Source organism: Craterilacuibacter sp. RT1T (genome assembly GCF_023502145.1).
Taxonomy (GTDB): Bacteria; Pseudomonadota; Gammaproteobacteria; order Burkholderiales; family Chromobacteriaceae; genus Craterilacuibacter.
Genome location: NZ_JAMFLI010000002.1, coordinates 106,329 through 130,724 on the forward strand (window position 1 = coordinate 106,329; position 24,396 = coordinate 130,724).

The following is a 24,396-nucleotide window of genomic DNA, read 5'->3' on the forward strand; positions in this document are numbered from 1 at the left end:
ATGGCTTAAGCCCGTCTAAGGTACTGTTTTTACGGTGCTGTTGATTAAATTGCACAGGGTAAAAAAACGCTTGTCATGCTGCGTGATGTTGCTAAAATCCGCGTCCATTCAAGCCTAAGGGCATGAAACAGCAGCTCCGACATCCCAGGCCCACATGAAGCGAGTCCCGCCTGAAAGCCGCGCACTAAGGAGTGATTCCATCCTGTATTTGTAGAGGGCAGCACCATGGCGTGGACAGTGGCAGACAGCCGGAGCCTGTATGGCATCCGGCATTGGGGGGACGGGTATTTCGATATTGGCGACAATGGTTGCGTCAGCGTGCGGCCGAATGCCGATGTCGGACAGGATATCGACTTGATGGCGCTGCTGACGCGCCTGTATGGCAAGAATCTGGATCTGCCTTTGCTGATCCGTTTTCCCGATATCCTGCAAAACCGTGTGACACGGCTGTGCCGCGCTTTCGACAAGGCTATCGCCGACGCCTGTTACGGCAGCCGCTATACCGCCATCTATCCGATCAAGGTCAACCAGCAAGAAGCCGTGGTCAAAAGCATTATCGCCACACCCGATGTTTCCATCGGGCTTGAGGCCGGCTCCAAACCCGAACTGATGGCGGTGCTGGCCTTGTCACCGATAGGCGGCACCATTGTTTGCAATGGCTACAAGGATCGCGACTTTATCCGTCTGGCGCTGATCGGGCAGAAGCTGGGGCATGAAGTCTTTATCGTGATCGAGAAGGAAGTCGAAGTCGATCTGGTGATCGAGGAGGCGGCACGCTTGGGTGTGCGCCCGTGGCTGGGGATGCGGGTGCGCCTGTCCAGCATCGGCGGCAAATGGGCGGACACCGGTGGCGAAAAGGCCAAGTTCGGCCTGTCGGCGGCGCAGCTGATTTCGGCTGCAGAAAAACTGGCGGCTGCCGGCATGGCCGATTGCGTGCGCCTGATGCACTTTCATATGGGCTCGCAAATCGCGCATCTGGAAGACTACCGCAAGGGCTTTCGCGAGGCGATCCGCTACTATGGCGAACTGCGCGCGCTGGGCTTGCCTATCGATCATGTCGATGTCGGCGGCGGTCTGGGCGTCGACTACGACGGCACCCATTCGCGTAATGAAAGCTCGATTAACTACGATATCGAAGAATACGCGCAAGCCGTGGTTGGCCTGTTGGGCGAGTTTTGCGCCGACAATGACCTGCCGCCGCCGCGCATTCTGTCCGAGTCGGGGCGCGCCATGACGGCGCATCATGCGCTGCTGGTGATGAATGTGACCGATGTCGAGCGTCTGGGCGAAACCGTGCCCGAGATTGCCGATGTGGCCGCCTTGCCGCAGTCGCTGCAAAAGCTGCTGGAACTGACCCGCTTGTCGGACGCGGACATGGTGACTGAAACCTACTACCGCGCCAGCCATTTGGTGTCGGATGTGGCCGAGCTGTACACCGAGGGCAGGGTTTCGCTCAAAGAAAAGGCGCTGGCCGAAAATATTTACGCCGCCTTGTGCCGTCGCCTGCAGCGTCAGCTTAGCGCCAGCCAGCGTAGCCAGCGCCAGGCTTACGATGATCTGACCGAGCGTCTGGCCGACAAGTACTTCTGCAATTTCTCGGTATTCCAGAGTCTGCCCGACACCTGGGCCATCGATCAGGTGTTGCCGCTGATGCCGATTCACAGGCTGGACGAGGAGCCGACCCGGCGCGCGGTCTTGCAGGATCTGACTTGTGATTCGGATGGCAAGCTCAAGCAGTATGTAGACGGCCAGAGCATAGAAACCACCATGGCGGTGCATGAGGTCCGTCCGGGTGAGGCATATCTGATCGGCGTGTTTCTGGTCGGGGCTTATCAGGAGATTCTGGGCGATATGCACAATCTGTTTGGCGACACCGACTCGGTCAATGTCTACCAGTATGCCGGCGGGGCGCTGGAGTGCTGCGGGGTGGAGGAGCACGACACCATAGAGGACATGCTGCGCTATGTGCATCTGTCGCCCGAAGAGCTGTTGGAGCGCTACCGCCATAAGGTCGCGGTGCTGGATGTCACCGAGCGCGGCGCCTATCTGGCCGAGTTTGCCCGCTGTCTAAAACAGTCGTCCTACCTGTCGGTGTAAGGCGGTAACAAGGAAAAAACGGCTGGCGCTGGATCGTCAGCCGTTTTTTTATATGCTCTTCCCTGGCACTAACAGGTGGTGACGCCGTCGCTGGTGAGCAGGCTGCGGTACATCTGTGGGCGGCGGTCGCGGAAGAAGCCCCAGGACTGGCGCTCGGCGCGGATGGCATCCAGATTAAAACTGGCGAGCAAAATAGCCTCTTCGCTGCGTCCGGCTTCAGCCAGTTTGGCGCCGGTGTGGTCGGCAATAAAACTCGAACCATAGAATGTGTTGGTCAGCGCCTGCTGCTGAGGATTGCCGTTGCCGATGCCGGTTTCGCGGCCGATGCGGTTGGCTGCCACCAGCGGCAGCATATTGGCCGCGGCGTGGCCCTGCATGGTGCGCTGCCAGTGGCCACAGGAGTCATAGTCGGCGCTGAAGGGCTCGGAGCCGATAATGGTTGGAAAGCACAGCACTTCGGCGCCCATCAAGGCCATGGCGCGCGCGGTCTCCGGATACCACTGATCCCAGCAAATACCGATGCCTATCTTGCCCACATTGGTGTCCCACACTTTGAAGCCGGTGTCGCCCGGCGTGAAATAGTATTTTTCGGTGTAGCCCGGCCCATCCGGAATATGGGTTTTGCGGTAGATGCCCAAGATGCGGCCATCGGTATCGGCCACTGCCACCGAGTTATAGGCGGCATTACCCGCGCGCTCGAAAAAGCCGATAGGCAGCACCACGCCCAATTCGCCTGCCAGTGCGGCAAAATGCCGGATACGCGGGTTGTCGGCAAAGGGTTCTGCCAGCGCCAGATGTTGCGCGTTCTGGTCGATGCAGAAATAAGGCATCATAAACAGCTCGGGGCAGACAATCAGCCTCGCACCCTGTGCGGCCGCTGCGCGGATCAGCCGTTCGGCAGTGGCCATATTGTCGTCAAAGTGCCAGCTGCCCGAGGCCATCTGGATGGCGGCGACGGTGAGGGTTCTTGCAGTCATGATTTTCCTTCTTGTGGGTTGAATGGGCGCTGACAGCCGGCAGTTGCTGGGTCGAGCAGTGCAGGGTAGCGCCGATAGAAAGGGTCGCGCCCGGCAATAGTGCTATCTTGCGCCAGGGGAAGGCATGCTGGAAAACGGCGTGTGCGGCATGGTCTTCTGCGGCCACAAACGCGGTAGCGATGACGGCGCCAGTGACCAGCGTGTAGTTGGCATCGCAGTCACAATAGCGTTTAGCGCCAACGCATTCTTTGACATGGGGAGAGGGCAGGGCTACCCGGCTGAAACGCCGGCCTTGCGCATCCCCGCCAGCTCAAGGACGCGGCGATTTTCCTGCATGATACGGCAGTACTCGCCCTGATCTTCGCTGGCATTTTGAAACAGTAGCAGGCTAGGAGCAATATAAAGAGACGATGCCAGCAATTTGCGGTCGACCGACGAGTCAGCCCGCTTTGTCGATGAAGTGGATATCGACCTGTGCATAGGCGAGCGAGGCCGGCTTGGTGCGACAACTGTCTACGCTAGAGCAAAGCCGGCCTCACAAGCACGCCGGCCTCATCTGTCTGGAAGCGAGTTTTACCGGGGATGCCACCGCCAAGTTGTTTCGCGAACAGCTGGTACCGTTTCGCAAACAGGCCATCTGCGACGATGTGCGGCTATTGCTGGATGCCGTCAGGCGTAGCGGTGCGATAGCCTGTTTTTGATACTTTATCGCGCGACGAGCTGGTTATTTTGCCCGCTTATCCACGCTCACTGGTACACGCTGGTGCTTGTCGCGTCGGGCCGGAGAGTCGCGCTTGCTTCTGCTTACCAGTTGCTCTCGCGCTCGGGGGTGGCGCTGATTTTATGGATGGACAGGTCGGCGCCGTTAAATTCTTCTTCTTCCGTCAAACGAATACCCACCGTATTTTTCAGCAGGCCGTAGACGATCAGGCCGCCGCCAAAGCCGATGCCAATACCGAGCAAGGTGCCGGCCAGTTGCGACATCAGGCTGACGCCGCCGCTGCCGCCTAAGGCTTCCAGTCCGAACAGGCCGGCAGCGATACCGCCCCAGGCGCCGCACAAACCATGCAGCGGCCACACGCCCAGTACATCATCGATTTTCCAGCGGTTCTGGGTCAGGGTGAACAGCCAGACAAACAGTGCGCCGGCAATGGTGCCCACGGCCAGTGCGCCCAAGGGGTGCATCACGTCCGAGCCTGCACATACCGCGACCAGTCCGGCCAGCGGGCCGTTATGGATAAAGCCCGGATCATCCTTGCCCAGCCACATCGCCGCCAGCGTACCGCCGACCATGGCCATGAGCGAATTGATGGCGACCAGACCGGAAATGCCTTCTATCTTTTGCGCGCTCATCACATTAAAGCCGAACCAGCCGACGATCAGTATCCATGCGCCCAGCGCCAAAAACGGAATGGAGGATGGTGGGTGGGCTGCGACACGGCCATCCTTGCCGTAGCGGCCCCGGCGCGGGCCCAACAGCAAAATGGCGGCCAGCGCGATCCAGCCGCCGACGGCATGCACGACTACCGAGCCGGCAAAGTCATGAAACGGTGCGCCAAAAGCGCGGGTCAAACCATCCTGAATACCGAAGTGGCCATTCCAGGCAATGCCTTCGAATAGGGGATAGACCAAGCCGACCAGCAAGAAAGTGGCCGCCGTTTGCGGGTGGAAGCGGGCGCGCTCGGCGATGCCGCCTGAAATAATGGCCGGAATGGCGGCGGCGAAGGTCAGTAAAAAGAAGAATTTGACCAGCTCCACGCCATGGTTGGCCGACAGCGTCTTGGCCGGGGCAAAAAAGTCTACGCCATAAGCGAGGCTGTAACCGACGAAAAAATAGGCGATGGCCGATACGGCAAAGTCGGTGAGGATCTTGACCAGGGCATTAACCTGGTTTTTCTTGCGCACGGTGCCTAGTTCGAGAAAGGCAAAGCCTGCGTGCATGGCCAGTATCATGACCGCGCCCAAGAGCAGGAATAGGGTATTTTCAGCACTTCCGGTCATGGCATTCCCTTATGTTTTGGTTTGCCATGACTTATGCAAAATAAGTGCCAACTTGGTGCGGCCTTGGCGCCGCTCTGGTGCGTTTTCGATGCCCGTCATTGGTGCGTGGCATTGCTTGGTTGCACCATATAAGTGAATGTGCGCTTAGAGCGTGTTCACGCTCTCGCGAGCGAGGGCGAGACAAGACGAAAACGGCAGAGAAAGCGGAATGTACAGGTGGTACATGAGCATTTCGAAGCTGTTTTTAACGCTGTATCGCCGATGCGCAGCAGATCGTGAACAGGTTCTTAGGCTAAGGGCAGGTTAAGCGTTTCCTTGATTTCTTCCATTACCACATAGCTTTTCGATTCATTGGCCGCCGGCAGCTTGAGCAGGATGTCGCCCAGCAGTTTGCGGTATTGCGACATATCGGCGATGCGGGCCTTGATCAGATAGTCGAAGTCGCCGGAGACCAAATGGCAGTCGAGGATTTCGGGGATTTTTTGCACGTCGCGGCGAAAGGCATCAAAAATATCGCCCGACTTGCTGGAAAGTTTGATTTCGACAAAAACCAGCAAGCCGGCACCCAGCAAGGCCGGATTGAGGCGGGTGTAGTAGCCGCTAATCACGCCTTCGCGTTCCATGCGTTTGACGCGCTCGCTGCAAGGCGTGGTGGACAGGCCGACTTTGTCCGCCAGTTCAGTCATGGCGATGCGTGCATTGCCCTGTAGTTCGCGCAGTATTTTTTTATCGGTTTTATCCAGCGTGCCGGTCTTGTTCATGCTTTCTCTTTTTTTTATGCGTTTGCATTAATTGATCGCTAATTTTAGCTGATTCTTTGGTGAAAAAAACTGGCTCAGCCTCAATATACTACGCCAAATCACTAAATGGAGACGCGGCCATCGCAGCCGTGGGAGAAAAGATGAAAGTTGTCGTACTGGGTGGCGGTGTGGTTGGGATTTCGAGTGCATGGTATCTGGCCAAGGCCGGTTGCGAAGTGACCGTGCTCGAGCGGCAAAGTGCTGTCGCGCTGGAAACCAGTTTCGGCAACGCCGGCCAGATTTCTCCCGGCTATGCCGCGCCATGGGCTGCGCCCGGTATTCCGCAAAAGGCCGCCAAGTGGCTGCTGCAGCGCCATGCGCCGCTGGCCATTCGTCCGGACGGCTCGCTGTATCAGCTGCAGTGGATGGCCAAGATGCTCGCCAACTGCAACCCCAAGGCTTACAACCTGAACAAGAGCCGCATGATGCGGCTGGCCGAATACAGCCGCGACAAAATCCGCGAATTGCGCGCCGAGACCGGTCTGGCTTATGAAGGCCGCCAGGGTGGCACTTTGCAGCTATTCCGCTCCCAGGCGCAGGTCGATGCGATGGGTAAGGATATCGAGGTGCTGGAAGAGTGCGGTGTCGCCTATCAGGTGCTGGGGCGTGATGAGTTGGCCAGCGTCGAGCCGGCGTTGGCGCGGGTCAAGCACAAGCTTACCGGCGGTTTGCGCCTGCCGAATGATGAAACCGGTGACTGTCAGCTGTTTACCTCGCGTCTGGCCGAAATGTGTGTCGATGCCGGCGTGCGTTTCGTGTTTGATGTGGCCATCGAGCGCATTGAAGAGGCTAATGGCAAAGTGTCGGGCATCGTGGCGGGGGGCGAGCGTTATGTGGCCGACCACTATGTGGTTGCGCTGGGCAGTTATTCGCGCGAATTGCTGCAGAGTCTGGCTATCGATATTCCGGTTTATCCGGTCAAGGGTTATTCGCTGACCGTGCCTATCGTCAATGCCGCTGCCGCGCCGGTGTCGACCATACTCGATGAAACTTACAAGGTGGCGGTGACCCGCTTTGATAACCGCATCCGTGTCGGCGGTATGGCCGAATTGTCCGGCTATAACCTGGAACTCAATCCGCGCCGGCGTGAAACGCTGGAAATGGTGGTGTCCGATCTGTATCCGGACGGTGGCGATGTGAAAGCGGCCAGTTTCTGGACTGGCCTGCGTCCGATGACGCCGGATGGTACGCCAATTATTGGCGGCACCCGCCTGGCCAACCTGTCGCTCAACACCGGTCATGGTACCTTGGGTTGGACTATGTGTGCCGGTTCGGGCAAGGTGCTCTCCGATATGATCACCGGTCAGTCGCCTGAAATCAGCATTGATGGCCTGTCTATGCAGCGCTACGCCAAGGCAGGGCAAACGCTGGTGACGCCATCTCGCACGCTGGTGACCGGTTAATGCGCCCCTTGCAGGCGGAAATCCGCCTTGATGCACTGCGCGACAATTACCGCCTGGCGCGCCAGAGCGCCGGCGGGCGCACCTTGGCGGTGGTGAAGGCCAATGCCTATGGTCATGGTGCCGTGCGCTGCGCACGGGCGCTGGATGGTGAGGCCGATGGTTTTGCCGTGGCGTGTATAGAAGAAGCGCAGCAATTGCGTGCGGCCGGTATCGCCGCCCCCATTTTATTGCTGGAGGGGGTGTTCGAAGCCGATGAATACCTTCTGTGCGCCGAGTTGGGCTTATGGTGCGTGGTGCAAAGCGAAATCCAGCTGGCCATGCTGGAGGCGAGCCCGGTCGTCGCCTTGTCATCGGTCTGGTTGAAGATGGATTCCGGCATGCACCGCGCCGGCTTCGCGCCGGATGATTACCGGGTGGCATGGCAGCGGCTGACTGCAAGCGGCAAGGCGCTGGAAATCGTCAAGATGAGTCATTTTGCCCGTGCCGACGAGCCGGAGCAGGTGATGACGCAGAGTCAGATCGAAACGTTTGATGCGGCATGTCGCCATCTGCCGGGGGCAGCCAGTCTCGCCAACTCGGCCGGCTTGATGGTGCATCCGCGTGCCAGGCGCGAATGGTGCCGCGCCGGCATTATGCTGTACGGGGCCAACCCTTTGCCGCCGGGGATGGGGCCTGTTCTCAAACCGGTGATGCGTTTGAGTAGTCGCGTGTTCGGTGTGCGTGAAATTGCTGCGGGTGAGCCCTTGGGCTACGGCAACAACTTTGTGGCGTCACGTCCGAGCCGGGTCGGGTTGGTGGCTGCCGGTTATGCTGACGGTTATCCGCGTTTGGCGTCTACCGGTTCGCCGGTGGCAATCGACGGGGTGCGCAGCCGTGTGATCGGGCGGGTGTCGATGGATATGCTGACGGTGGATCTGACCGATTTGCCTGCAGCCGGGCTTGGCAGCGAGATTGAGCTATGGGGCGATACGATTAACGTTAACGAAGTTGCAGCCTGTGCCGGCACGATTGCGTACGAGCTCTTGTGCAACGTCAAGCGTGCCCGTTTTGTCTGATTCTTTGCATGTGCTGTGCCCCTTCTTGATCCGGCTCTGGCCGGATTTTTTTATATCTAATCAAGGGAAAAGAAAGGGGAGGATGGATGTGAAAAAAGCTTCCCGAAGGAAGCTTTTTTGACTGGCGGAGTGGACGGGACTCGAACCCGCGACCCCCGGCGTGACAGGCCGGTATTCTAACCAACTGAACTACCACTCCAAAACCTTGGTGGGCGCTGACGGGATCGAACCGCCGACATTCTGCTTGTAAGGCAGACGCTCTACCAACTGAGCTAAGCGCCCTTAAAGGGGTACTGCAAATAACTGTTGGCGGAGTGGACGGGACTCGAACCCGCGACCCCCGGCGTGACAGGCCGGTATTCTAACCAACTGAACTACCACTCCAAAACCTTGGTGGGCGCTGACGGGATCGAACCGCCGACATTCTGCTTGTAAGGCAGACGCTCTACCAACTGAGCTAAGCGCCCTTAAAGGGGTACTGCAATCTAACTGTTGGCGGAGTGGACGGGACTCGAACCCGCGACCCCCGGCGTGACAGGCCGGTATTCTAACCAACTGAACTACCACTCCAAAACCTTGGTGGGCGCTGACGGGATCGAACCGCCGACATTCTGCTTGTAAGGCAGACGCTCTACCAACTGAGCTAAGCGCCCTTAAAAGGGATACTGCAATCTAACTGTTGGCGGAGTGGACGGGACTCGAACCCGCGACCCCCGGCGTGACAGGCCGGTATTCTAACCAACTGAACTACCACTCCATAAACCTTGGTGGGCGCTGACGGGATCGAACCGCCGACATTCTGCTTGTAAGGCAGACGCTCTACCAACTGAGCTAAGCGCCCTTAAATTCTGTTCCGTTGTCTGCTGTTTTGTTTGCAGTGCAACTGAGGAGGCGAATTAAACCATAGGATGATTTGCCGCGCAAGCCCTATTGTGAAATTAATTCTATTTTGTGCGGTGTTTGAGGAATTAGCCGAATGTGCCCTGCATCTTGTCCGACACGAATAGTGACGTTGAGGCCGGTCGACGGTATCATTTGCCGGTTCCGCATATAAGGAAGAAGCAAGAATGAAGACGACCTTTCTCGATTTTGAGCAGCCAATTGCCGAGCTCGAGAACAAAATAGAAGAGCTGCGCTTTGTGCAGGATGACTCTGTGCTGGATATCTCTGATGAAATAGAGCGCCTGCAGAAGAAGAGCCTGGAGCTGACCAAGTCCTTGTATGCCAAGCTGACGCCGGCTCAGGTGTCGCAGGTCGCACGTCACCCGCAGCGCCCTTATACCCTCGATTATCTGAACAGTATCTTTACTGATTTTCAGGAACTGCATGGTGATCGCGCTTTTGCCGACGATCATGCGATCGTGGGTGGCATGGCGCGCTTTAATGGCCAGGCCGTGATGGTCATCGGCCAGCAAAAAGGGCGCGGCACCAAGGATAATATTCACCGCAATTTCGGCATGCCAAGGCCGGAAGGGTATCGCAAAGCGTTGCGCCTGATGAAGCTGGCCGAAAAATTCGGCATGCCGGTGATCACCTTTATCGACACGCCGGGTGCTTATCCGGGCATCGGTGCCGAAGAGCGCGGCCAATCCGAGGCTATCGGCCGCAATCTGTACGAGATGGCCAAGCTGCGCGTGCCGGTGATCTGTACGGTGATCGGCGAGGGCGGCTCGGGCGGGGCGCTGGCCATTGCGGTGGGTGATAGCGTCAATATGCTGCAATACGCGACTTACTCGGTGATTTCGCCTGAAGGCTGTGCCTCCATCTTGTGGAAGACCGCCGAGCGCGCACCCGATGCGGCAGAGGCGCTGGGTATTACCGCGCATCGCCTGAAATCGCTGGGCCTGATCGATCGTGTCGTGAGCGAGCCGGTCGGCGGTGCGCACCGCGATCATGCAGCCATGATGGCGGCGCTGAAGCGGGTATTGCAGGAGGAACTTAAAGCCCTGACTGCACGCAGTCTGGACGAATTGTTGAAAACGCGTTTTGACCGGTTGATGAGTTATGGACGCTACAAGGAAGATGCCGCCTGATTTGCTGCAGCGCCTTCTCGAGAGCTGGCCGGACGTTTTGTCCGGCCAGTGTCGTTTGGAGCTGGGGCTGTCCGGCGGGATGGACTCCATGGTGCTGCTGGACTTGCTGGTAGCGGCGCGCGCACGACTGGGCTTTACCCTGTCGGCGGTGCATGTGCATCACGGCTTAAGCTGTCATGCTGACGCGTGGGCCGAGCGCTGCGCGGCGGTGTGTGCGTGTTACGGGGTCGAGTTGCGCATCGAGCGGGTGCAGGTGTCGGTGTCCGGGGGCGAGTCGCTGGAGGCGGTGGCGCGGCGCGAGCGTTACCGCGTCTATGCCGCATCCAGTGCCGATGCACTGGTGCTGGCCCATCATCAGGATGACCTGGCCGAAACCGTGCTGCTGCAACTTTTGCGCGGCGGTGGTCCGCGTGCGCTGGCGGCGATGCCGGTGTGGCGCATGCATGAAAAGGTCGGTTTGTGGCGCCCCATGCTGGCGCTGCGGCGTAGCCAGATCGAGGCTTATGCCCAGGCGCATCATCTGTTGTGGGTGGAAGACGAAAGCAATGCCGATACGCGCTGGCGGCGCAATTTGCTGCGCCATACGGTCTTGCCCGAAATCGCGCACCAGATTCCGCATTACCGCCAGCATCTGGCACGCTCGGCCGCCTTGTGTGCCGATGCCGCCGATATTCTGCGCGAAGTGGCATGTGCCGATCTGGCTGCGGTCAATCGCGGTGGGCGTTTGGCCATGCCGGCTTTTTCCGCCTTGTCCGCTGCGCGCCAGCGCCAGCTCTTGGCGTACTGGTGCGAACAGCTGGCGCTTGGCCAGCCGGCGCCGTCGGCGCTGGAACACTTCCGCCAGCAATTGCTAAGTGCGGCGGCAGCCGCTTCGCCCAGCCTTGCGCTGGATGCGGGGGCATTGGTGCGCTATCGCGGCGAAGTCTGGGCCTGCCGGCAAGCCACTGGGTGCGCCGAGCTTAAGCTGACGGGCCTCGTGCCTGCTGCCGAGGTCTTGCCGCCGGGCTGGGCGGGGCGCTTGTCGCTCACGCTGCAAGGGCGTGGCTTGCCGAGGGCGTGGCTGGCCGGGGAGCTGCGACTGTTGCCGCGCCAGGGCGGGGAGCGTCTGGCGCAGCCTGTCGGGCGCAAGCCGGTCAAGACCCTGCTGCAGGAGGCCGGCTTGCCGCCGCTGCTGCGCGAACAATGGCCGCTTTTATATCGCGGCCAGGAGCTGATCGCCGTGCCCGGGGTGGCGATATCGTCTGATCACCTGCAAGCAGACGGCTGGGTGCCGCAGTGGACGCCTGCCTGAGTGAAAAGTGGCGCGTCAGGCTTGGCGCTGCAAACGCTTAAGCCAGCCAAAGCGCTCGTGCCAGATACGCGGCGCGCAGGCGATCAGGTGCAAAGTCGCCAGAATGTTAAGCAAGGCTACGCCCAAGAGCAGGATGGCGATATTGTCGACCAGCATCAGGCACACCGCACTGGCCAGCGCCGCGATCACCATATAGAGGCCATTGATAATATTGTTGGCGGCAATCGCTTGCGAGCGAAAGGTATCGGGGCTGGCCAGTTGCAGCCAGGTGTAAAGCGGCACGGTAAAGAAGCCGCCAAAAAAACCCAGGCCGGAGATGGCGATCATGACCCGCCAGTGTCCCGGTGTCAGCACATAGTCGGCCAGACCTAGCAGCTCGCCACGGTAGTGGCTCAGCGCGGCAAGTGCCAGATCGGCGCCGAATAGCGTCATGCCCAGACTGCCAAGCAGAACCAGTCCCAGTTGCAAGCGCCCCTGCGACAGTTTGGCGCATACCACTGAACCTGCGCCGATGCCGATGGAAAACAGCGCCAGCATCAAGGTGTAGACATTGGCATCCCCCCCCAGATGCAGGCGGGTGAAGGTGGGTAATTGGGTGGTGTAAGTTGCCCCCATCAGCCAGAACCAGGAAATGCCGAGTATGGCGGCGCGTACATCACGCAACTGCCAGGCTTCGCGTATCAGTGTCAGCGTGTCGCCGGCGATATTGGCCGACAGTTGGATGTCTGGTGCGGCCGGCGGCGCCGGCGGCATGGCGCGGCTGATGCCCCAGCCGGCGATGGCAATGGCGAAGGTGGTGGCGACAATAGGCCAGGGACCGCCTTGTACCAGCAGACTGCCGCCGATCTGGCCGATCAGGATGGCCAGAAAGGTGCCCATTTCAATCAGGCCATTGCCGCCGACCAGTTCACCGTCTTTCAGGTATTGCGGCAGCGCCGAATATTTCAGCGGGCCGAAAAAGGCCGAGTGCACCCCCATTAAAAACAGGGCCGCCAGCAGCAAGCCGGCGGATGACAGCACAAAGCCGGCGCCGGCCAGCAGCATAATGCCGATTTCGGCCAGCTTGATGGCGCGTGCCAGTTGGGCCTTGTCGATTTTTTCCGACAGTTTGCCGGCACTGGCCGAGAACAGGAAAAACGGCAGGATGAATACGCCAGCGCAGATATTGACCAGTTGCTCGGGCTTCATGCCGGCAAACGACAGACCCTGATAGCTGATCAGCACCACAATGGCGGTTTTCAGCAGGTTGTCGTTGAAGGCACCGAGAAACTGCGTGCCGAACAGCGGAAAAAAGCGCCGCGTGGCAAAAAACGAAAAGGAAGCCTGCACAAGGGAGTCCGGACGATAAAAAAGCGGGAAGGGCATGGTAGCCGCTTCCCGCTTGTCTTGTCAGCACGCTATGCGCGGGCTGTGGCTTTTTATCAGAAAATCGACATCCACAAGCCGGCGATGGTCGCGGTCATAAAGCCGGCCATGACTGCGGCCAGAAGCGCGCGCAGACCGATTTCGGCCAGCGTTTTCTGCTTGGATGGTGCCAGCGCGCCAATACCTGCGACCGAAATGCCGATCGAGCCGAAGTTGGAGAAGCTCGAAAGCGCGAAGGTCGAGATCAGGATGGCTTGTGGCGACAGGGTGCCGGCTTCCTTGAGCTTGGCCAGGTCCAGATAGGCGATGAATTCGTTCAGTACGATCTTCTGGCCAATCAGCGAACCCACCTGCAGGCTTTCAGCCCAGCTGACGCCCATCATAAAGGCAAAGACGCGGAATACCTGACCGAACAGATATTGCAGGGTCAGACCGTCAAAGATGCCGCCGGTCGATGCCTTGATCATCTCGTTCACGCCCAGCGCAGCACCGATGCCATCCATGACCAGGAAGTTGAACAGGGCGATCAGCGACACAATGGCGATCAGGATGGTGGCAATCGCCGAAGCCATCTTGGTGCCGTCCAGTGCACCGCCGACAATGGCACTGATGAAGGTGCTGTCTTCGGCTTCTTCGGCTTCGCGCTTGTCGCCCGACTCATGGTCGTAGTCGGTTTCCGGGAACATGATCTTGGCGAATACGACGGCGGCTGGTGCATTCATAAACGAAGCAGTCAGCAGTAGCGTTGCAAAGCGGGCCTGTTCGGCCGGATTGTCGCCACCCAGGAAGCTGACGTAAGCGGCCAGTACACCACCGGCCAGGGTCGACATGCCGGCCACCATCACGCAAGCCAGTTCCGACTTGGTCATGTGCTTGATGTAAGGGCGGATCAGCAAAGGTGCTTCGGTCTGGCCCAGGAAGATATTGCCGGCAACGGTCAGGCTTTCCGGTCCGGACAGTCGCATGGTGCGCTTCATAAACCAGGCCAGGCCGGCCACGACGCGCTGCAAGATGCCCAGATGGTAGAGCAGGGCAGTCAGCGCCGAGAAGAAAATGATGACGGGCAGAACGACAAAGGCAAAGATAAAGCCCAATTTGGCCGGGCGGGCCAAATCGCCGAACACGAAGGTCGCGCCTTCGCTGGCAAAGGACAGCACCTTGGCAAAGCCGATGCCGACCGCGTTGAAGACGTGGTTGACAGCCGGTACATAGGTGATGAGGATGAACAGCGCGCTCTGGATCAGCAAGCCGGCGCCAACGGTGCGCCAGTTGATTGCCTTGCGGTTGGTGGAGGCCGCGTAGGCAACGCCGATCAGAAACAGCATGCCAATGATTGCCTGGAGAGTATTCACTGGGTGTGGCCTGTGCGTAAAAGGGTTTCGGAAAAACGGCGGATTCTACACCAAGCGTAATGCGCTTTAGCGGCAAGAACGCACTTCCTTATCCTTTTAGTACATTGCGTTTCTGTTTTTTAGTAAATCATTCTTTTGGCGTAATTTTTTCCGGTGTGCTATGCGCGCTATCGTCATCCATCATCACCCGGTGTGCCGGTCCTTCCAGATCATCGAACTGACCGGCGCGCGTTGCCCACCAGAAAATGCCGCCGATCAGAAACGCCAGCACCAAGCTCATGGGGATCAGTAAATACAGGCTTTCCATCAGCTTTTCCTCTTGTTCAGGCGCAGTGCATTGCTGACCACCACCAGCGAGCTGCACGCCATGCCCAGACTTGCGATCCATGGCGTGACATGGCCGCTCATGGCCAGCGGTAGGGCTAACAGATTGTAGGCCGCGGCCCACCACAGGTTTTGCCGGATAATGGCCAGTGTCTTGCGGGCAAGGGCGAAGGCATCAGGCAGCAAGGCCAGACGATCGCCCATCAGAATCATATCGCCGCTGGCGGTTGCAACATCGGTGCCGCCACCCATGGCGATGGAAACGTCGGCCTGCATCAGTACCGGCGCATCATTGATGCCGTCACCCAGCATCACGACCTTACAGCCTTGCGCCTGTAAATGGCGCACATAGGCGAGCTTGTCTTCCGGTGTCGCTTCCGCCTTGACTTGATCTATGCCCAATTGTGCGGCCAGATTGTTGCAAGCCATCAGCGCATCGCCGGATAGCAGGTGCACCTTGAGCCCCGCCTGCTTGAGGGCAGTCAGCATGGCTTTGGCATCGTCCCGCACGCGGTCGCCAATGGCAAACAGCGCAAGCATTCCCTGCTCATCTCCCAGCGCAATCACGGTTGCGCCATCGTGCCAGCCTGCGCTTTCGGCGCTGGCGCAGCCTGACAGCTCGGCAACAAAGTCCGGCTTGCCCAGGCGGTAGCGCCGTCCTTGAATCCTTCCTTGCACGCCTTGGCCGGCATGGTTGTCCAGTTGTTCACACTGGGCCACTTGGGGGGCGGCCGCCAGTATGGCGCGCGCGATCGGGTGCTCCGATCCGGCCTCGAGGCCGGCTGCCAGTGCCAGTAGCTGGGCGGGGTCTTGTCCGCGCAGTGGCTGCGTCGCCATCAGGCGCATATCGCCATGGGTCAGGGTGCCGGTCTTGTCGAACACCACATCGCTGGCGCGGGCCAGCGTTTCCAGTGCGTGGCCGCGGGTAGTGAGTACACCATCCAGTGCCAGACGCCCGGTGGCGGCCGTCAGCGCCGCCGGCGTAGCCAGCGACAGGGCGCAAGGGCAGGAAATGACCAGTACGGCTACGGTAATCCATAGCGCATGCTCGGGGTCGTGCGGATACCACCAGGCAAAGGTGGCGACCGCCGCCAGTAGCAAGGTCAGTACAAACCAGCCGGCGAAACGGTCGGCGATTTCGGCCAGTCGCGGTTTTTCGGCCAGCGCCTGATCCAGCAGGCGCACGATGCTCGCCAGACGCGTATTCTGCCCCGTGCCGGTAATGCGCACATATAAAGGGCTGGCCGTGTTGACGCTGCCGGCAATCAGCGTGTCGCCCGCCTGCTTGTCAAGCAGGCGGCTCTCGCCGGTCAATAGTGCTTCATTTAACTGGCTATGGCCTTCCAGTACGCACGCGTCAGCCGGTACGGTTTCACCGGGGCGAATCAGCAGCACATCGCCGCAAGAGAGCGTCGCGGCTGCCGCTTCGTGGGTCGCGCGCGATTCGGGCCAGGCGCCGACCTTGTGGGCGAAGGCCGGAATCAGCTTGACCAGCGTTTCAGCCGCAGCGCCGGCTTCGCGCCGGGCGATGCCCTCAAGGTAGCGCCCGCCCAGCAACAGGAAAACGAACATCGACACCGAGTCGAAGTAAATGCCGTGTTCTATATGGTTCAGCAGGGCGTACAGGCTGGCAAAGAAGGTGGTCAGTATGCCGATGGTGACCGGCGTATCCATGCCCACCCTGTGTTGCTTGAGATCGCGCCAAGTGGCCTGATAGAAGGGGACGGCCGAGTAGACCATCACCGGCAGGGTCAGGATCAGGCTGGCCCAGTGCAGCATCCACAGGAAATTGGGTTCGATTTCGCCATCCGGTGCGAGATAGACCGGTACGGCATACATCATCACCTGCATCATCGACAGGCCGGCGACCCATAACCGGTTGATGGCCTGCTTGCGCTGTTTTTGCTGCAGTGCTTCCTGGCGGGCGGCATCGTAAGGATGGGCACGGTAGCCGATGGCGGCGATGGCCTCCAGAATCTGCGATAGCCGGATGCGGCTCGTGTCCCAGCGCACGCGGGCGCGATGGGTGGTGTAGTTGATGTCGACCGACAAGATGCCGTCCTGACGCTGCAAATGCTGTTCGTTCAGCCAGATGCAGGCGGCGCAGGTAATGCCCTCCAGTATCAGCGAGGCCTCGCGCACATGCTCGTCTTCAACGTGGACAAAACTTTGCTGCAGGGATTCGCTGTCATACAGGCGAATCTGCTGCAATAGCTCGTCCGGCAAGGTTTCGGCTTGTCCTGCCTCGTTGCTGCGATGCTGGTAATAGTCATCCAGGCCGGCATCAATAATGGTCTGGGCGACGGCTTGGCAGCCGGCGCAGCACGCAGGTTTGCTGTGCTGGCGATAGCGTATCGGATAGTCGCAACCTGCCGGAACGGGCAGGGCGCAGTGGAAGCAGGATTCAGTCATTGCGTGCTATTGTAACCAATTGGAATCAACTGGTGGGTAGAGGTGTGGGCATGGTGATGCGTGCAGTAGTGCAAAGCGGGCCGGGCGGCGTCGGTACGCTGGCCATTTCCATGGTCGAAAAGCCGGTGCCTGCAGCAGGCCAGATGCGGATACGGGTCATGGCGGCCGGCTTGAATCGTGCCGATATTGTGCAGCGCGAAGGGCATTATCCGGCCCCGGCCGGGGCGTCGCCGATTCTGGGCTTGGAAGTCGCTGGCGTCGTGGACGAGATTAACGGTCCGTCGCGCTTCCAGCCTGGCGATGCGGTTTTCGGGCTGTTGCAAGGTGGCGGATATGCCGATTATGCCGTGCTGGACGAGGCTTTGGCCATCCCCAAGCCGGATGCCATGAGCTGGGCGGAAGCGGCCAGCCTGCCGGAAGTGTGGATGACGGCGTGGCTGAATCTGGTGGAAGTGGCGGCCCTGCAGGCCGGCGAGCGTTTCTTGGTGCATGCGGGAGCCAGTGGTGTGGGTTCTGCCGCCATCCAGCTGGCGTGCCTGTTAGGTGCCGAAGCGCTGGCCAGTGCCAGTGCCGATGAAAAACTGGATTTTTGCCGCAGCCTAGGGGCGTGTCAGGTATTTAATGGCCGGCGTGACGCCGCTTTTGCCGCACAGCTCAAAGCGCAGGGCGGGGTGGATGTGATTCTGGACCCGGTAGGCGGCAGTTATTTTCGCGAGAATCTGGCCTGCCTCAATCCGGACGGGCGTCTGGTTGTCATCGGCGTGATGGGTGGGCGCAGTGCCGAATTGAATCTTGGGCTATTGCTGGTCAAGCGTTTGCGCATTATGGGTTCGACCCTGCGCAGCCAGCCACTGGTCGTGCGCACGCGCCTGGCGCGGGCGCTGGAAGAGACGATCTTGCCTGCACTGGCTGACGGGCGGGTGAGGGTGACGCTGGATAGCGTATACCCGCTGTCGGCGGTAGCCGATGCGCATTTGTATATGGAAGACAACAGTAATTTGGGAAAAGTCGTGCTGGATGTGTCGTAATTAATGCTTTTGTAATTATTATCGGCTATCTTTGTATCTGGAAGGCATGAGGCTTTCTGATTTGGTATGGATGGGATTCGGGCGACGGCAACGTCGCCCATTTTTTTGCCGGAGCGGGTGAGGCTTACTCGGCTCCGGCTATATTAGGCTGCGGGTGCCAGCGCCTCGATCAGGGCGACTTCCTGCGTGTAGGACAGTGCCTTGAGCTTGGAGAGCAGGGCTTCGGCGTCCACCTGATGCTCGTGGTCCAGATCTTCATCCAGAATACGTGCCTCGACCGCCAGCCACAGGCCACGGCAAGCCGCTGCGCCTTCGAAGTGTATGCCCTTGAGTACGGCTGCGATCAGCTGCAACTCGTTGTCGGCAAAGCGGCGCGACAGCAGTAGCTGCTCGCGGCGGATGATTTCAATGTAGCGCTCCAGCATCTCATGGCTGCGTGCATCCATTTCGCCGTGCGGGCTGTCTGCAGCTGCTTCTGCCTCATGGGCGGCACTGGCTGCGGCAACGACGCGTGCTGGGTCGAACCATGCTTCTATTTCCGGCGCCAGCAAAGGCAATTCCTGCTGCCAGGCGTGATAGAGATCATCACGGAAGCGCGCATTGTCGGTGAAGGACAGCTCGTCGAACGGCATCATGGGGGCGAGGCCGCTGCCCAGTTTTTCACGTCCGACCAGGATGTTGCCGTCCTTGTCCTTGCTGACCGATGTGCGCCAGTGGCTGTTTTCGCCCGTGGCCAGATTGTCTACCGTGACCTCGATGCAAGGCAGGGGGCATTCGCTGTCGTCACCTTCGGTCACAAAGTGCAGGGTGATGTCGAACATCTCGTGTTTTTTCAGTTCCAGCAATTGCAGGCCGTCATTGTGGCCGGCAAGGATGAACAGGCCATCTGTTTCGTAAACGGCAACGTCGTGCTCGCTCTTGGCCTGCTTGATCAGGCGGGCGGATAGCTGTTCTTCCAGGCTGTTGATGTCCTGGGTTGCTGCCAGATTATGGGTTTTGAGGTTGAAACCGCTGCGGTAGCCTGCGTGTTGGTGCCAGAGGGCATTCCAGTCGTACATGATGTTTTTCCTGTGTTTTTAGGGATGTTAGCGCGTATCCGGATCCAATGTCGGATCAGGTATCTGCCTGACGCGAATAGAAAATTTGGGAAAACGCGCGATGCGTGATACCATCGCCCCCTAATTTTTCGCCCCACTTCTGTATAAGCAGAGACAATGACCCGACAAATTCGCAACATCGCTATTATCGCTCACGTTGACCATGGTAAGACGACTCTGGTTGACCAATTGCTTCGCCAGTCCGGCACCTTCCGCGACAACCAACAGGTTGTCGAGCGTGTTATGGACAGCAATGACCTCGAAAAAGAACGCGGCATTACCATTCTTTCCAAGAATACCGCCATTGAATATGAAGGCGTGCACATCAATATCGTGGACACCCCGGGACACGCCGACTTCGGTGGTGAAGTAGAACGCGTACTGGGCATGGTAGACGGTGTTGTGCTGCTGGTTGACGCGGTTGAAGGCCCGATGCCACAGACCCGCTTCGTGACCAAGAAGGCATTGGCACTGGGCCTGCGCCCTATCGTGGCGATCAACAAGATTGACCGTCCGGGCGCACGTCCGGACTGGGTGGTTGACCAGACGTTTGACCTGTTCGACAAGCTGGGCGCCACCGATGAACAGCTCGACTTCCCAATCATCTACGCATCCGGCCTGAACGGTTTTGCCAAGCTGGAACTGGAAGAAGAGTCGGACAATATGCGTCCGCTGTTCGAAACCGTACTCAAGCATGTGCCGACCCCTTCGGGCGACCCGGAAGCGCCGCTGCAGCTGCAAATCTCCGCACTGGACTACTCGACCTATACCGGTCGCCTGGGTCTGGGCCGCGTGCTGAACGGCCGTATCAAGCCGGGTCAGGTGGTGGTTGTCATGAACCACGAAGAGCAGGTTGCACAGGGTCGCATCAACCAGGTGCTGGGCTTCAAGGGTCTGGAGCGCGTGCCGGTTGAAGAAGCCGAAGCGGGCGATATCATCACCATCTCCGGTCTGGACGATATCGGTATCGGCGTTACCATCTGCGACCGTGACGCGCCTGTCGGCATGCCGGTTCTGGGTGTGGACGAGCCGACCCTGACCATGGACTTTATGGTGAACACCTCGCCGCTGGCCGGTACCGAGGGCAAGTTCGTGACTTCGCGCCAGATCCGCGACCGTCTGACCAAAGAGTTGCTGACCAACGTTGCGCTGCGCGTGGAAGACACGGAAGACGCGGACATTTTCCGCGTGTCCGGTCGTGGTGAACTGCACCTGACCATTCTGCTGGAAAACATGCGTCGTGAAGGTTTTGAAATGGCCGTGGGTAAGCCGCGTGTCGTGTTCAAAGACATCGATGGCGAGAAGTGCGAGCCATACGAAAACCTGACCGTAGACGTGGAAGACACCACTCAGGGTGCCGTAATGGAAGAACTGGGTCGTCGTCGTGGCGAACTGACCAATATGGAATCCGATGGCCATGGCCGTACCCGCCTCGAGTACCATATCCCTGCGCGTGGCCTGATCGGCTTCCAGGGCGACTTCATGACCATGACCCGTGGTACCGGCCTGATGAGCCATGTGTTTGATGACTATGCACCGGCTAAAGCCGATATGCCTGGCCGTCACAACGGTGTGCTGATTTCGCAGGATAACGGTGTGGCCGTGGCCTACGCCCTGTGGAAGCTGGAAGATCGCGGTCGTATGTTCGTGTCGCCAGGCGACAAGCTGTACGAAGGCATGATCATCGGTATCCATAGCCGCGACAACGATCTGGTGGTGAACCCGCTCAAGGGCAAGCAGCTGACCAACGTGCGTGCTTCCGGTACCGACGAAGCCGTGCGTCTGACCACGCCGATCAAGATGACGCTCGAGTCCGCTGTCGAATTCATCGACGACGACGAAATCGTTGAAATCACACCGCAAAACATCCGTATGCGTAAGCGCTACCTGCAGGAGCACGAGCGCCGCAAGAACCGCAACGCCTGATCAGGCGGTGTCGTGATGTAATAAAAAGCCCGACGCTTGCGTCGGGCTTTTTGTCGTAATGACGGGCGGGGTGGCTGATCTTCAGCTCAGTAGCAGCGCCAGTGCCATGCCCAGCAAGGTGGCGGCGAAGGTTGGCAGGCAGCGCAGCGCCAGCGTGCGCCCGCCAAGGGATGCAATCAGACCGAACTTGAAGGCGCTATTGGCGCTGACAGCCAGACACATGGCGATAATCAGGCTGCGCTCGCTAATCTGCGCCTTGCCCAGCATCTGGTAGAGCGTCAGGGTAATGGCGTCGACATCGTTCAGTCCGCTAATCAGCGCGACGATATACAGCCCTTTGTTGCCAAACAAGTCATTGAGCCAGGCGCTCAGAAACAGCACCAGCGCAAACAGTGCGGCAAAGCCCAGCGCCAGTCGCAATTGGGTCGGGTTTTGCAGTTCGGGGGTGTGCTGCGGATGGGGCGCATCGCCGCCGCGCAGCATCAATGCGGTTGCCATCAGTCCCAAGAGCAAGGCCGGCAGCAATAAGCTAGCCACCGCCGGCAAGGCCGAGGGCATGACTACGGCCGCCACCAGCGTCAGGCGGGCAAACAGCACCAGATTGGCCAGCAGAATGACCCGGCTTGCCAGCGCAAGCGACGCCGGGCGGGCATGTGCTTCGCGGGCATAGACTAGCGTGGTGGCGGTGGAGGAAACCAGTCCGCCCATCACGCCCAGTATGGTGGCGCCAAAACGGGTGCCGAAAATCTTCAGCGCCAGAAAGCCGGCCAGCCCGACGCCCACGATCAAGACCACCAGCAGCCACACCTGATATGGGTTGAAGGCGCGGTAAGGGCCGAAATTCTGGTCCGGCAGCAGCGGCAGGATAATAAAGGTCAGCGCGCAAAACTGCAGGATGGACAGCAGGTCGCGTCGCGACAGTTCGTGCGACAGGTTGGACAACTCGCGCTTGAGATAAAGCAGCAAGGTGGTCAGCACCCCCAGCGCAATGGCCAGCTGGACGTCCTCGTGCCAGACCAGAATGCCCAGACCGTAGCTGATAAAGAGTGCCGCCTGGGTGGTGGTGCGCGAGTCGCGCAGGCGCTCGGGGGGCGAGGGCAGGAAGCTCAGGCTGCCGACCAGAATCAGGCCGACGGCAGGCAGCCACAGGGTCTGGGTGCGCTGTGCCAGCATGGCCAGCAAGGTGCCGAGAAAGGCGGTCAGGGCAAAGGTGCGAATGCCGGCGATGGTGTCCGACTTGCGTTCACGCTCGATGCCGATGAACAGGCCGATGGCGATGCTGGTGGCGAATAAGGGCAGGGTTTCGAACGGGGTGCCGGCAAGGCGCAGCCAGTGGTTGATGGGGATATCGACCATGGCTGCGCCCTGTCTTTATTGCGGTTTAAGCCGCAAGCGTATTGATGCTTCGATGCCGCTAGCGTCAAGGCCGCAACCGGCCAGTTGCTGGGCGTGATCGCCATGGTCGACAAAGTCGTCAGGCAGGCCCAGTTGCAAGACCGGCGTGGCAAGCTGGGCAGCCTCCATGGCCTCGATACAGGCCGAGCCTGCGCCGCCCATGATGACGTTTTCTTCCACGGTCACGATCAGGCTATTGCCTTGCGCCAGTGTGCGCACCAGTTCTGTGTCCAGCGGTTTGACAAAGCGCATGTCGGCAACGGTCGCGTCCAGTGCCTCGGCCGCAGCCAGCGCCGGTGTGACCATGCTGCCAAACGCCAGAATGGCGATGCCCGACTGGCCTTCGCGCAACAGACGGCCCTTGCCCAGGGGCAGGGCGCTCATTTCCTTGCTGACTTCGGCACCGCGGCCGGCGCCGCGCGGATAGCGCACGGCAGTTGGCGTGTCTTGCAGATACGCCGTATACAGCATCTGGCGGCATTCGTTCTCGTCGGATGGCGCCATCACCGTCATGTTCGGAATGCAGCGCAGGAAGGACAAGTCAAACGCGCCGCCATGGGTCGGGCCGTCGGCGCCAACCAGGCCTGCGCGGTCGATGGCGAACACCACCGGCAGGTTTTGCAGTGCGACATCATGGATTAGCTGGTCATAGCCGCGTTGCAGGAAGGTCGAATAGATGGCGACCACCGGCTTCATGCCGTCGCAAGCCATACCGGCGGCAAAGGTGACCGCGTGCTGTTCGGCAATGGCGACATCGAAGAAACGCTCGGCATGCTCGCGCGCAAAGCGCACCATGCCCGAGCCCTCGCTCATCGCCGGGGTAATGCCGACCAGACGGTGGTCTTTTTTCGCCATATCGCACAGCCAGTCACCGAATACCTGGGTGTAGCTGGGCTTGCCGCCCGTTTTGCCGGCCGCGAGGCCGCTTTGCGGATCGAAGCGCGAGACACCGTGATAGGCGATCGGGTCTTTCTCCGCCAGCTTGTAGCCCTGACCCTTTTTGGTAACGATGTGCAGGAACTGCGGGCCTTTCAGACTCTTGATGTTCTTTAGCGTCTCGACCAGCGTGTCCAGATCATGGCCGTCGATCGGGCCGATATAGTTGAAGCCAAAAGCCTCAAACAGGGTGCTCGGCGTCAGCATGCCCTTGACGTGCTCTTCCACTTTGCTGGCCAGCTCGCGTACCGGTGGCACGATGCCCAGCACCTTGCTCGAGCCCTCGCGCACCGCGCTGTAAAAGCGGCCGGACAACAGCTTGGCCAGATAATTATTGAGCGCGCCGACATTGGCCGAGATCGACATATCGTTGTCGTTCAGTACCACCAGCAAATTGGTGTCCATGGCACCGGCGCTATTCAGCGCTTCGAAGGCCTGACCCGCAGTCAGTGCACCATCGCCGATAATGGCCACGCAGCTGCGATCCAGGCGCTGTGCCTTGGCTGCCACCGCCATGCCCAATGCCGCACCGATGCTGGTGGAGCTGTGGCCGACACCGAAAGTATCGTAGGGTGATTCTTCCCGCTTGGGGAAGCCGGCAAGACCATCTTTCTGGCGCATGCTGCCCATGCGGCCACGCCGCCCGGTCAGAATCTTGTGCGGGTAGGTCTGGTGGCCCACATCCCATACCAGACGGTCATCCGGGGTGTTGAACACATAGTGCAGGGCGATAGTGAGTTCGATACTGCCGAGGTTGGAGGCCAGATGGCCGCCAGTCTGGCTGACCGAGTCCAAAAGGAAGGCGCGCAGCTCGCGAGCCAGTTGTGGCAACTGGCTGCGCGTCAGGCGGCGCAGATCGGCCGGGGTGTCTATGGTGTCAAGCAGCGGTGTGATAGTCATCTGT

The 24,396-nt window shown here is 59.6% G+C and carries 18 protein-coding genes, 8 tRNA genes and 1 pseudogene; 8 read left to right on the forward strand and 19 right to left on the reverse strand.

What is annotated here, in order from left to right; genetic code table 11:
* The first annotated feature begins 225 nt into the window (after window positions 1-225).
* A complete protein-coding gene (speA, locus tag M3P88_RS04390; protein WP_249614846.1) occupies window positions 226-2,097 on the forward strand; it encodes an arginine decarboxylase in 1,872 nt (623 codons plus the stop codon).
* A 68-nt stretch (window positions 2,098-2,165) separates the two neighbouring features.
* Here the strand turns inward: speA and aguB are convergent, their stop codons facing one another.
* Together aguB and M3P88_RS16040 are read right to left on the reverse strand one after the other, a co-directional pair.
* A complete protein-coding gene (gene aguB / locus M3P88_RS04395) occupies window positions 2,166-3,074 on the reverse strand; it encodes an N-carbamoylputrescine amidase (protein ID WP_249614847.1) in 909 nt (302 codons plus the stop codon).
* Window positions 3,013-3,363: pseudogene (locus M3P88_RS16040) on the reverse strand (agmatine deiminase family protein); the annotation flags it as partial. The pseudogene M3P88_RS16040 and the gene aguB, both read right to left, overlap by 62 nt.
* A 211-nt stretch (window positions 3,364-3,574) precedes the next feature.
* On the opposite strand from M3P88_RS16040, the gene M3P88_RS04400 reads away from it, so the two are divergent.
* Window positions 3,575-3,775, forward strand: a complete 201-nt coding sequence (locus tag M3P88_RS04400) for a hypothetical protein (RefSeq protein WP_249614848.1) — start codon at window positions 3,575-3,577, stop codon at window positions 3,773-3,775.
* Window positions 3,776-3,878: 103 nt separating this feature from the next.
* Here the strand turns inward: M3P88_RS04400 and M3P88_RS04405 are convergent, their stop codons facing one another.
* Entirely contained in the window at window positions 3,879-5,075 is a 1,197-nt protein-coding gene (locus M3P88_RS04405; RefSeq protein ID WP_249614849.1) for an ammonium transporter, read from the reverse strand.
* 287 nt (window positions 5,076-5,362) lie between these two features.
* Window positions 5,363-5,836 carry an Lrp/AsnC ligand binding domain-containing protein gene (locus M3P88_RS04410; protein ID WP_249614850.1) on the reverse strand — a complete coding sequence of 158 codons (474 nt, stop codon included), beginning with the start codon at window positions 5,834-5,836 and terminating at the stop codon, window positions 5,363-5,365.
* A gap of 83 nt (window positions 5,837-5,919) precedes the next feature.
* On the opposite strand from M3P88_RS04410, the gene M3P88_RS04415 reads away from it, so the two are divergent.
* Window positions 5,920-7,278 carry a D-amino acid dehydrogenase gene (locus tag M3P88_RS04415; RefSeq protein ID WP_349629042.1) on the forward strand — a complete coding sequence of 453 codons (1,359 nt, stop codon included), beginning with the start codon at window positions 5,920-5,922 and terminating at the stop codon, window positions 7,276-7,278.
* Window positions 7,278-8,333 (forward strand): alanine racemase, encoded by a 1,056-nt coding sequence (gene alr / locus M3P88_RS04420; RefSeq protein ID WP_249614852.1) that lies wholly within the window; start codon window positions 7,278-7,280, stop codon window positions 8,331-8,333. The genes M3P88_RS04415 and alr overlap by 1 nt, the downstream gene beginning before the upstream one ends.
* 122 nt (window positions 8,334-8,455) lie before the next feature.
* Here alr and M3P88_RS04425 read toward each other — a convergent pair.
* The 8 genes from M3P88_RS04425 to M3P88_RS04460 all read right to left on the reverse strand — a co-directional run bounded on the left by M3P88_RS04425 (window position 8,456) and on the right by M3P88_RS04460 (window position 9,174).
* Window positions 8,456-8,532: transfer RNA gene (locus tag M3P88_RS04425), tRNA-Asp, on the reverse strand.
* 7 nt (window positions 8,533-8,539) lie between these two features.
* Window positions 8,540-8,615: transfer RNA gene (locus tag M3P88_RS04430), tRNA-Val, on the reverse strand.
* A gap of 25 nt (window positions 8,616-8,640) precedes the next feature.
* Window positions 8,641-8,717: transfer RNA gene (locus tag M3P88_RS04435), tRNA-Asp, on the reverse strand.
* Between the two features lie 7 nt (window positions 8,718-8,724).
* Window positions 8,725-8,800, reverse strand: a tRNA-Val gene (locus M3P88_RS04440).
* 26 nt (window positions 8,801-8,826) lie between these two features.
* Window positions 8,827-8,903 (reverse strand) — tRNA-Asp (locus M3P88_RS04445).
* A 7-nt stretch (window positions 8,904-8,910) separates the two neighbouring features.
* Window positions 8,911-8,986: transfer RNA gene (locus M3P88_RS04450), tRNA-Val, on the reverse strand.
* Window positions 8,987-9,013: 27 nt separating this feature from the next.
* Window positions 9,014-9,090 (reverse strand) — tRNA-Asp (locus tag M3P88_RS04455).
* Window positions 9,091-9,098: 8 nt separating this feature from the next.
* Window positions 9,099-9,174: transfer RNA gene (locus tag M3P88_RS04460), tRNA-Val, on the reverse strand.
* 226 nt (window positions 9,175-9,400) lie between these two features.
* Here M3P88_RS04460 and M3P88_RS04465 point away from each other — a divergent pair.
* Window positions 9,401-10,366, forward strand: a complete 966-nt coding sequence (locus M3P88_RS04465) for an acetyl-CoA carboxylase carboxyltransferase subunit alpha (protein WP_124734327.1) — start codon at window positions 9,401-9,403, stop codon at window positions 10,364-10,366.
* A complete protein-coding gene (gene tilS / locus M3P88_RS04470) occupies window positions 10,356-11,657 on the forward strand; it encodes a tRNA lysidine(34) synthetase TilS (RefSeq protein WP_249614853.1) in 1,302 nt (433 codons plus the stop codon). The genes M3P88_RS04465 and tilS overlap by 11 nt, the downstream gene beginning before the upstream one ends.
* Before the next feature lie 15 nt (window positions 11,658-11,672).
* Here tilS and M3P88_RS04475 read toward each other — a convergent pair whose 3' ends face one another.
* From M3P88_RS04475 to M3P88_RS04490, 4 genes are all read right to left on the reverse strand, one after another.
* Window positions 11,673-12,986, reverse strand: coding sequence for an MFS transporter (locus M3P88_RS04475; protein WP_249614854.1), 1,314 nt, complete (start codon window positions 12,984-12,986; stop codon window positions 11,673-11,675).
* Window positions 12,987-13,078: 92 nt separating this feature from the next.
* Entirely contained in the window at window positions 13,079-14,347 is a 1,269-nt protein-coding gene (locus M3P88_RS04480) for a NupC/NupG family nucleoside CNT transporter (protein WP_249614855.1), read from the reverse strand.
* A gap of 154 nt (window positions 14,348-14,501) precedes the next feature.
* Window positions 14,502-14,681 (reverse strand): cbb3-type cytochrome oxidase assembly protein CcoS, encoded by a 180-nt coding sequence (gene ccoS / locus M3P88_RS04485; protein WP_249614856.1) that lies wholly within the window; start codon window positions 14,679-14,681, stop codon window positions 14,502-14,504.
* A complete protein-coding gene (locus tag M3P88_RS04490; protein ID WP_249614857.1) occupies window positions 14,681-17,110 on the reverse strand; it encodes a heavy metal translocating P-type ATPase in 2,430 nt (809 codons plus the stop codon). Before M3P88_RS04490 ends, ccoS begins: the two co-directional genes overlap by 1 nt.
* A 32-nt stretch (window positions 17,111-17,142) precedes the next feature.
* Here M3P88_RS04490 and M3P88_RS04495 point away from each other — a divergent pair, with 32 nt between their 5' ends.
* Entirely contained in the window at window positions 17,143-18,138 is a 996-nt protein-coding gene (locus M3P88_RS04495) for an NAD(P)H-quinone oxidoreductase (RefSeq protein WP_249614858.1), read from the forward strand.
* A 143-nt stretch (window positions 18,139-18,281) separates the two neighbouring features.
* Here M3P88_RS04495 and M3P88_RS04500 read toward each other — a convergent pair whose 3' ends face one another.
* On the reverse strand, window positions 18,282-19,196 hold the full coding sequence (locus tag M3P88_RS04500; protein WP_249614859.1) for a hypothetical protein: 915 nt from the start codon (window positions 19,194-19,196) through the stop codon (window positions 18,282-18,284).
* 156 nt (window positions 19,197-19,352) lie between these two features.
* Here M3P88_RS04500 and typA point away from each other — a divergent pair, with 156 nt between their 5' ends.
* Complete coding sequence (gene typA, locus M3P88_RS04505) at window positions 19,353-21,161, forward strand: translational GTPase TypA (protein ID WP_249614860.1); 1,809 nt, start codon at window positions 19,353-19,355, stop codon at window positions 21,159-21,161.
* Between the two features lie 81 nt (window positions 21,162-21,242).
* On the opposite strand, the gene M3P88_RS04510 is transcribed toward typA, so the two are convergent.
* Both M3P88_RS04510 and dxs read right to left on the reverse strand, forming a co-directional pair.
* Window positions 21,243-22,517 (reverse strand): MgtC/SapB family protein, encoded by a 1,275-nt coding sequence (locus M3P88_RS04510; RefSeq protein ID WP_249614861.1) that lies wholly within the window; start codon window positions 22,515-22,517, stop codon window positions 21,243-21,245.
* Between the two features lie 15 nt (window positions 22,518-22,532).
* Window positions 22,533-24,392: a 1-deoxy-D-xylulose-5-phosphate synthase gene (gene dxs, locus M3P88_RS04515; protein ID WP_249614862.1), complete on the reverse strand. Its 1,860-nt coding sequence runs from the start codon at window positions 24,390-24,392 to the stop codon at window positions 22,533-22,535.
* Window positions 24,393-24,396: the final 4 nt, after the last annotated feature.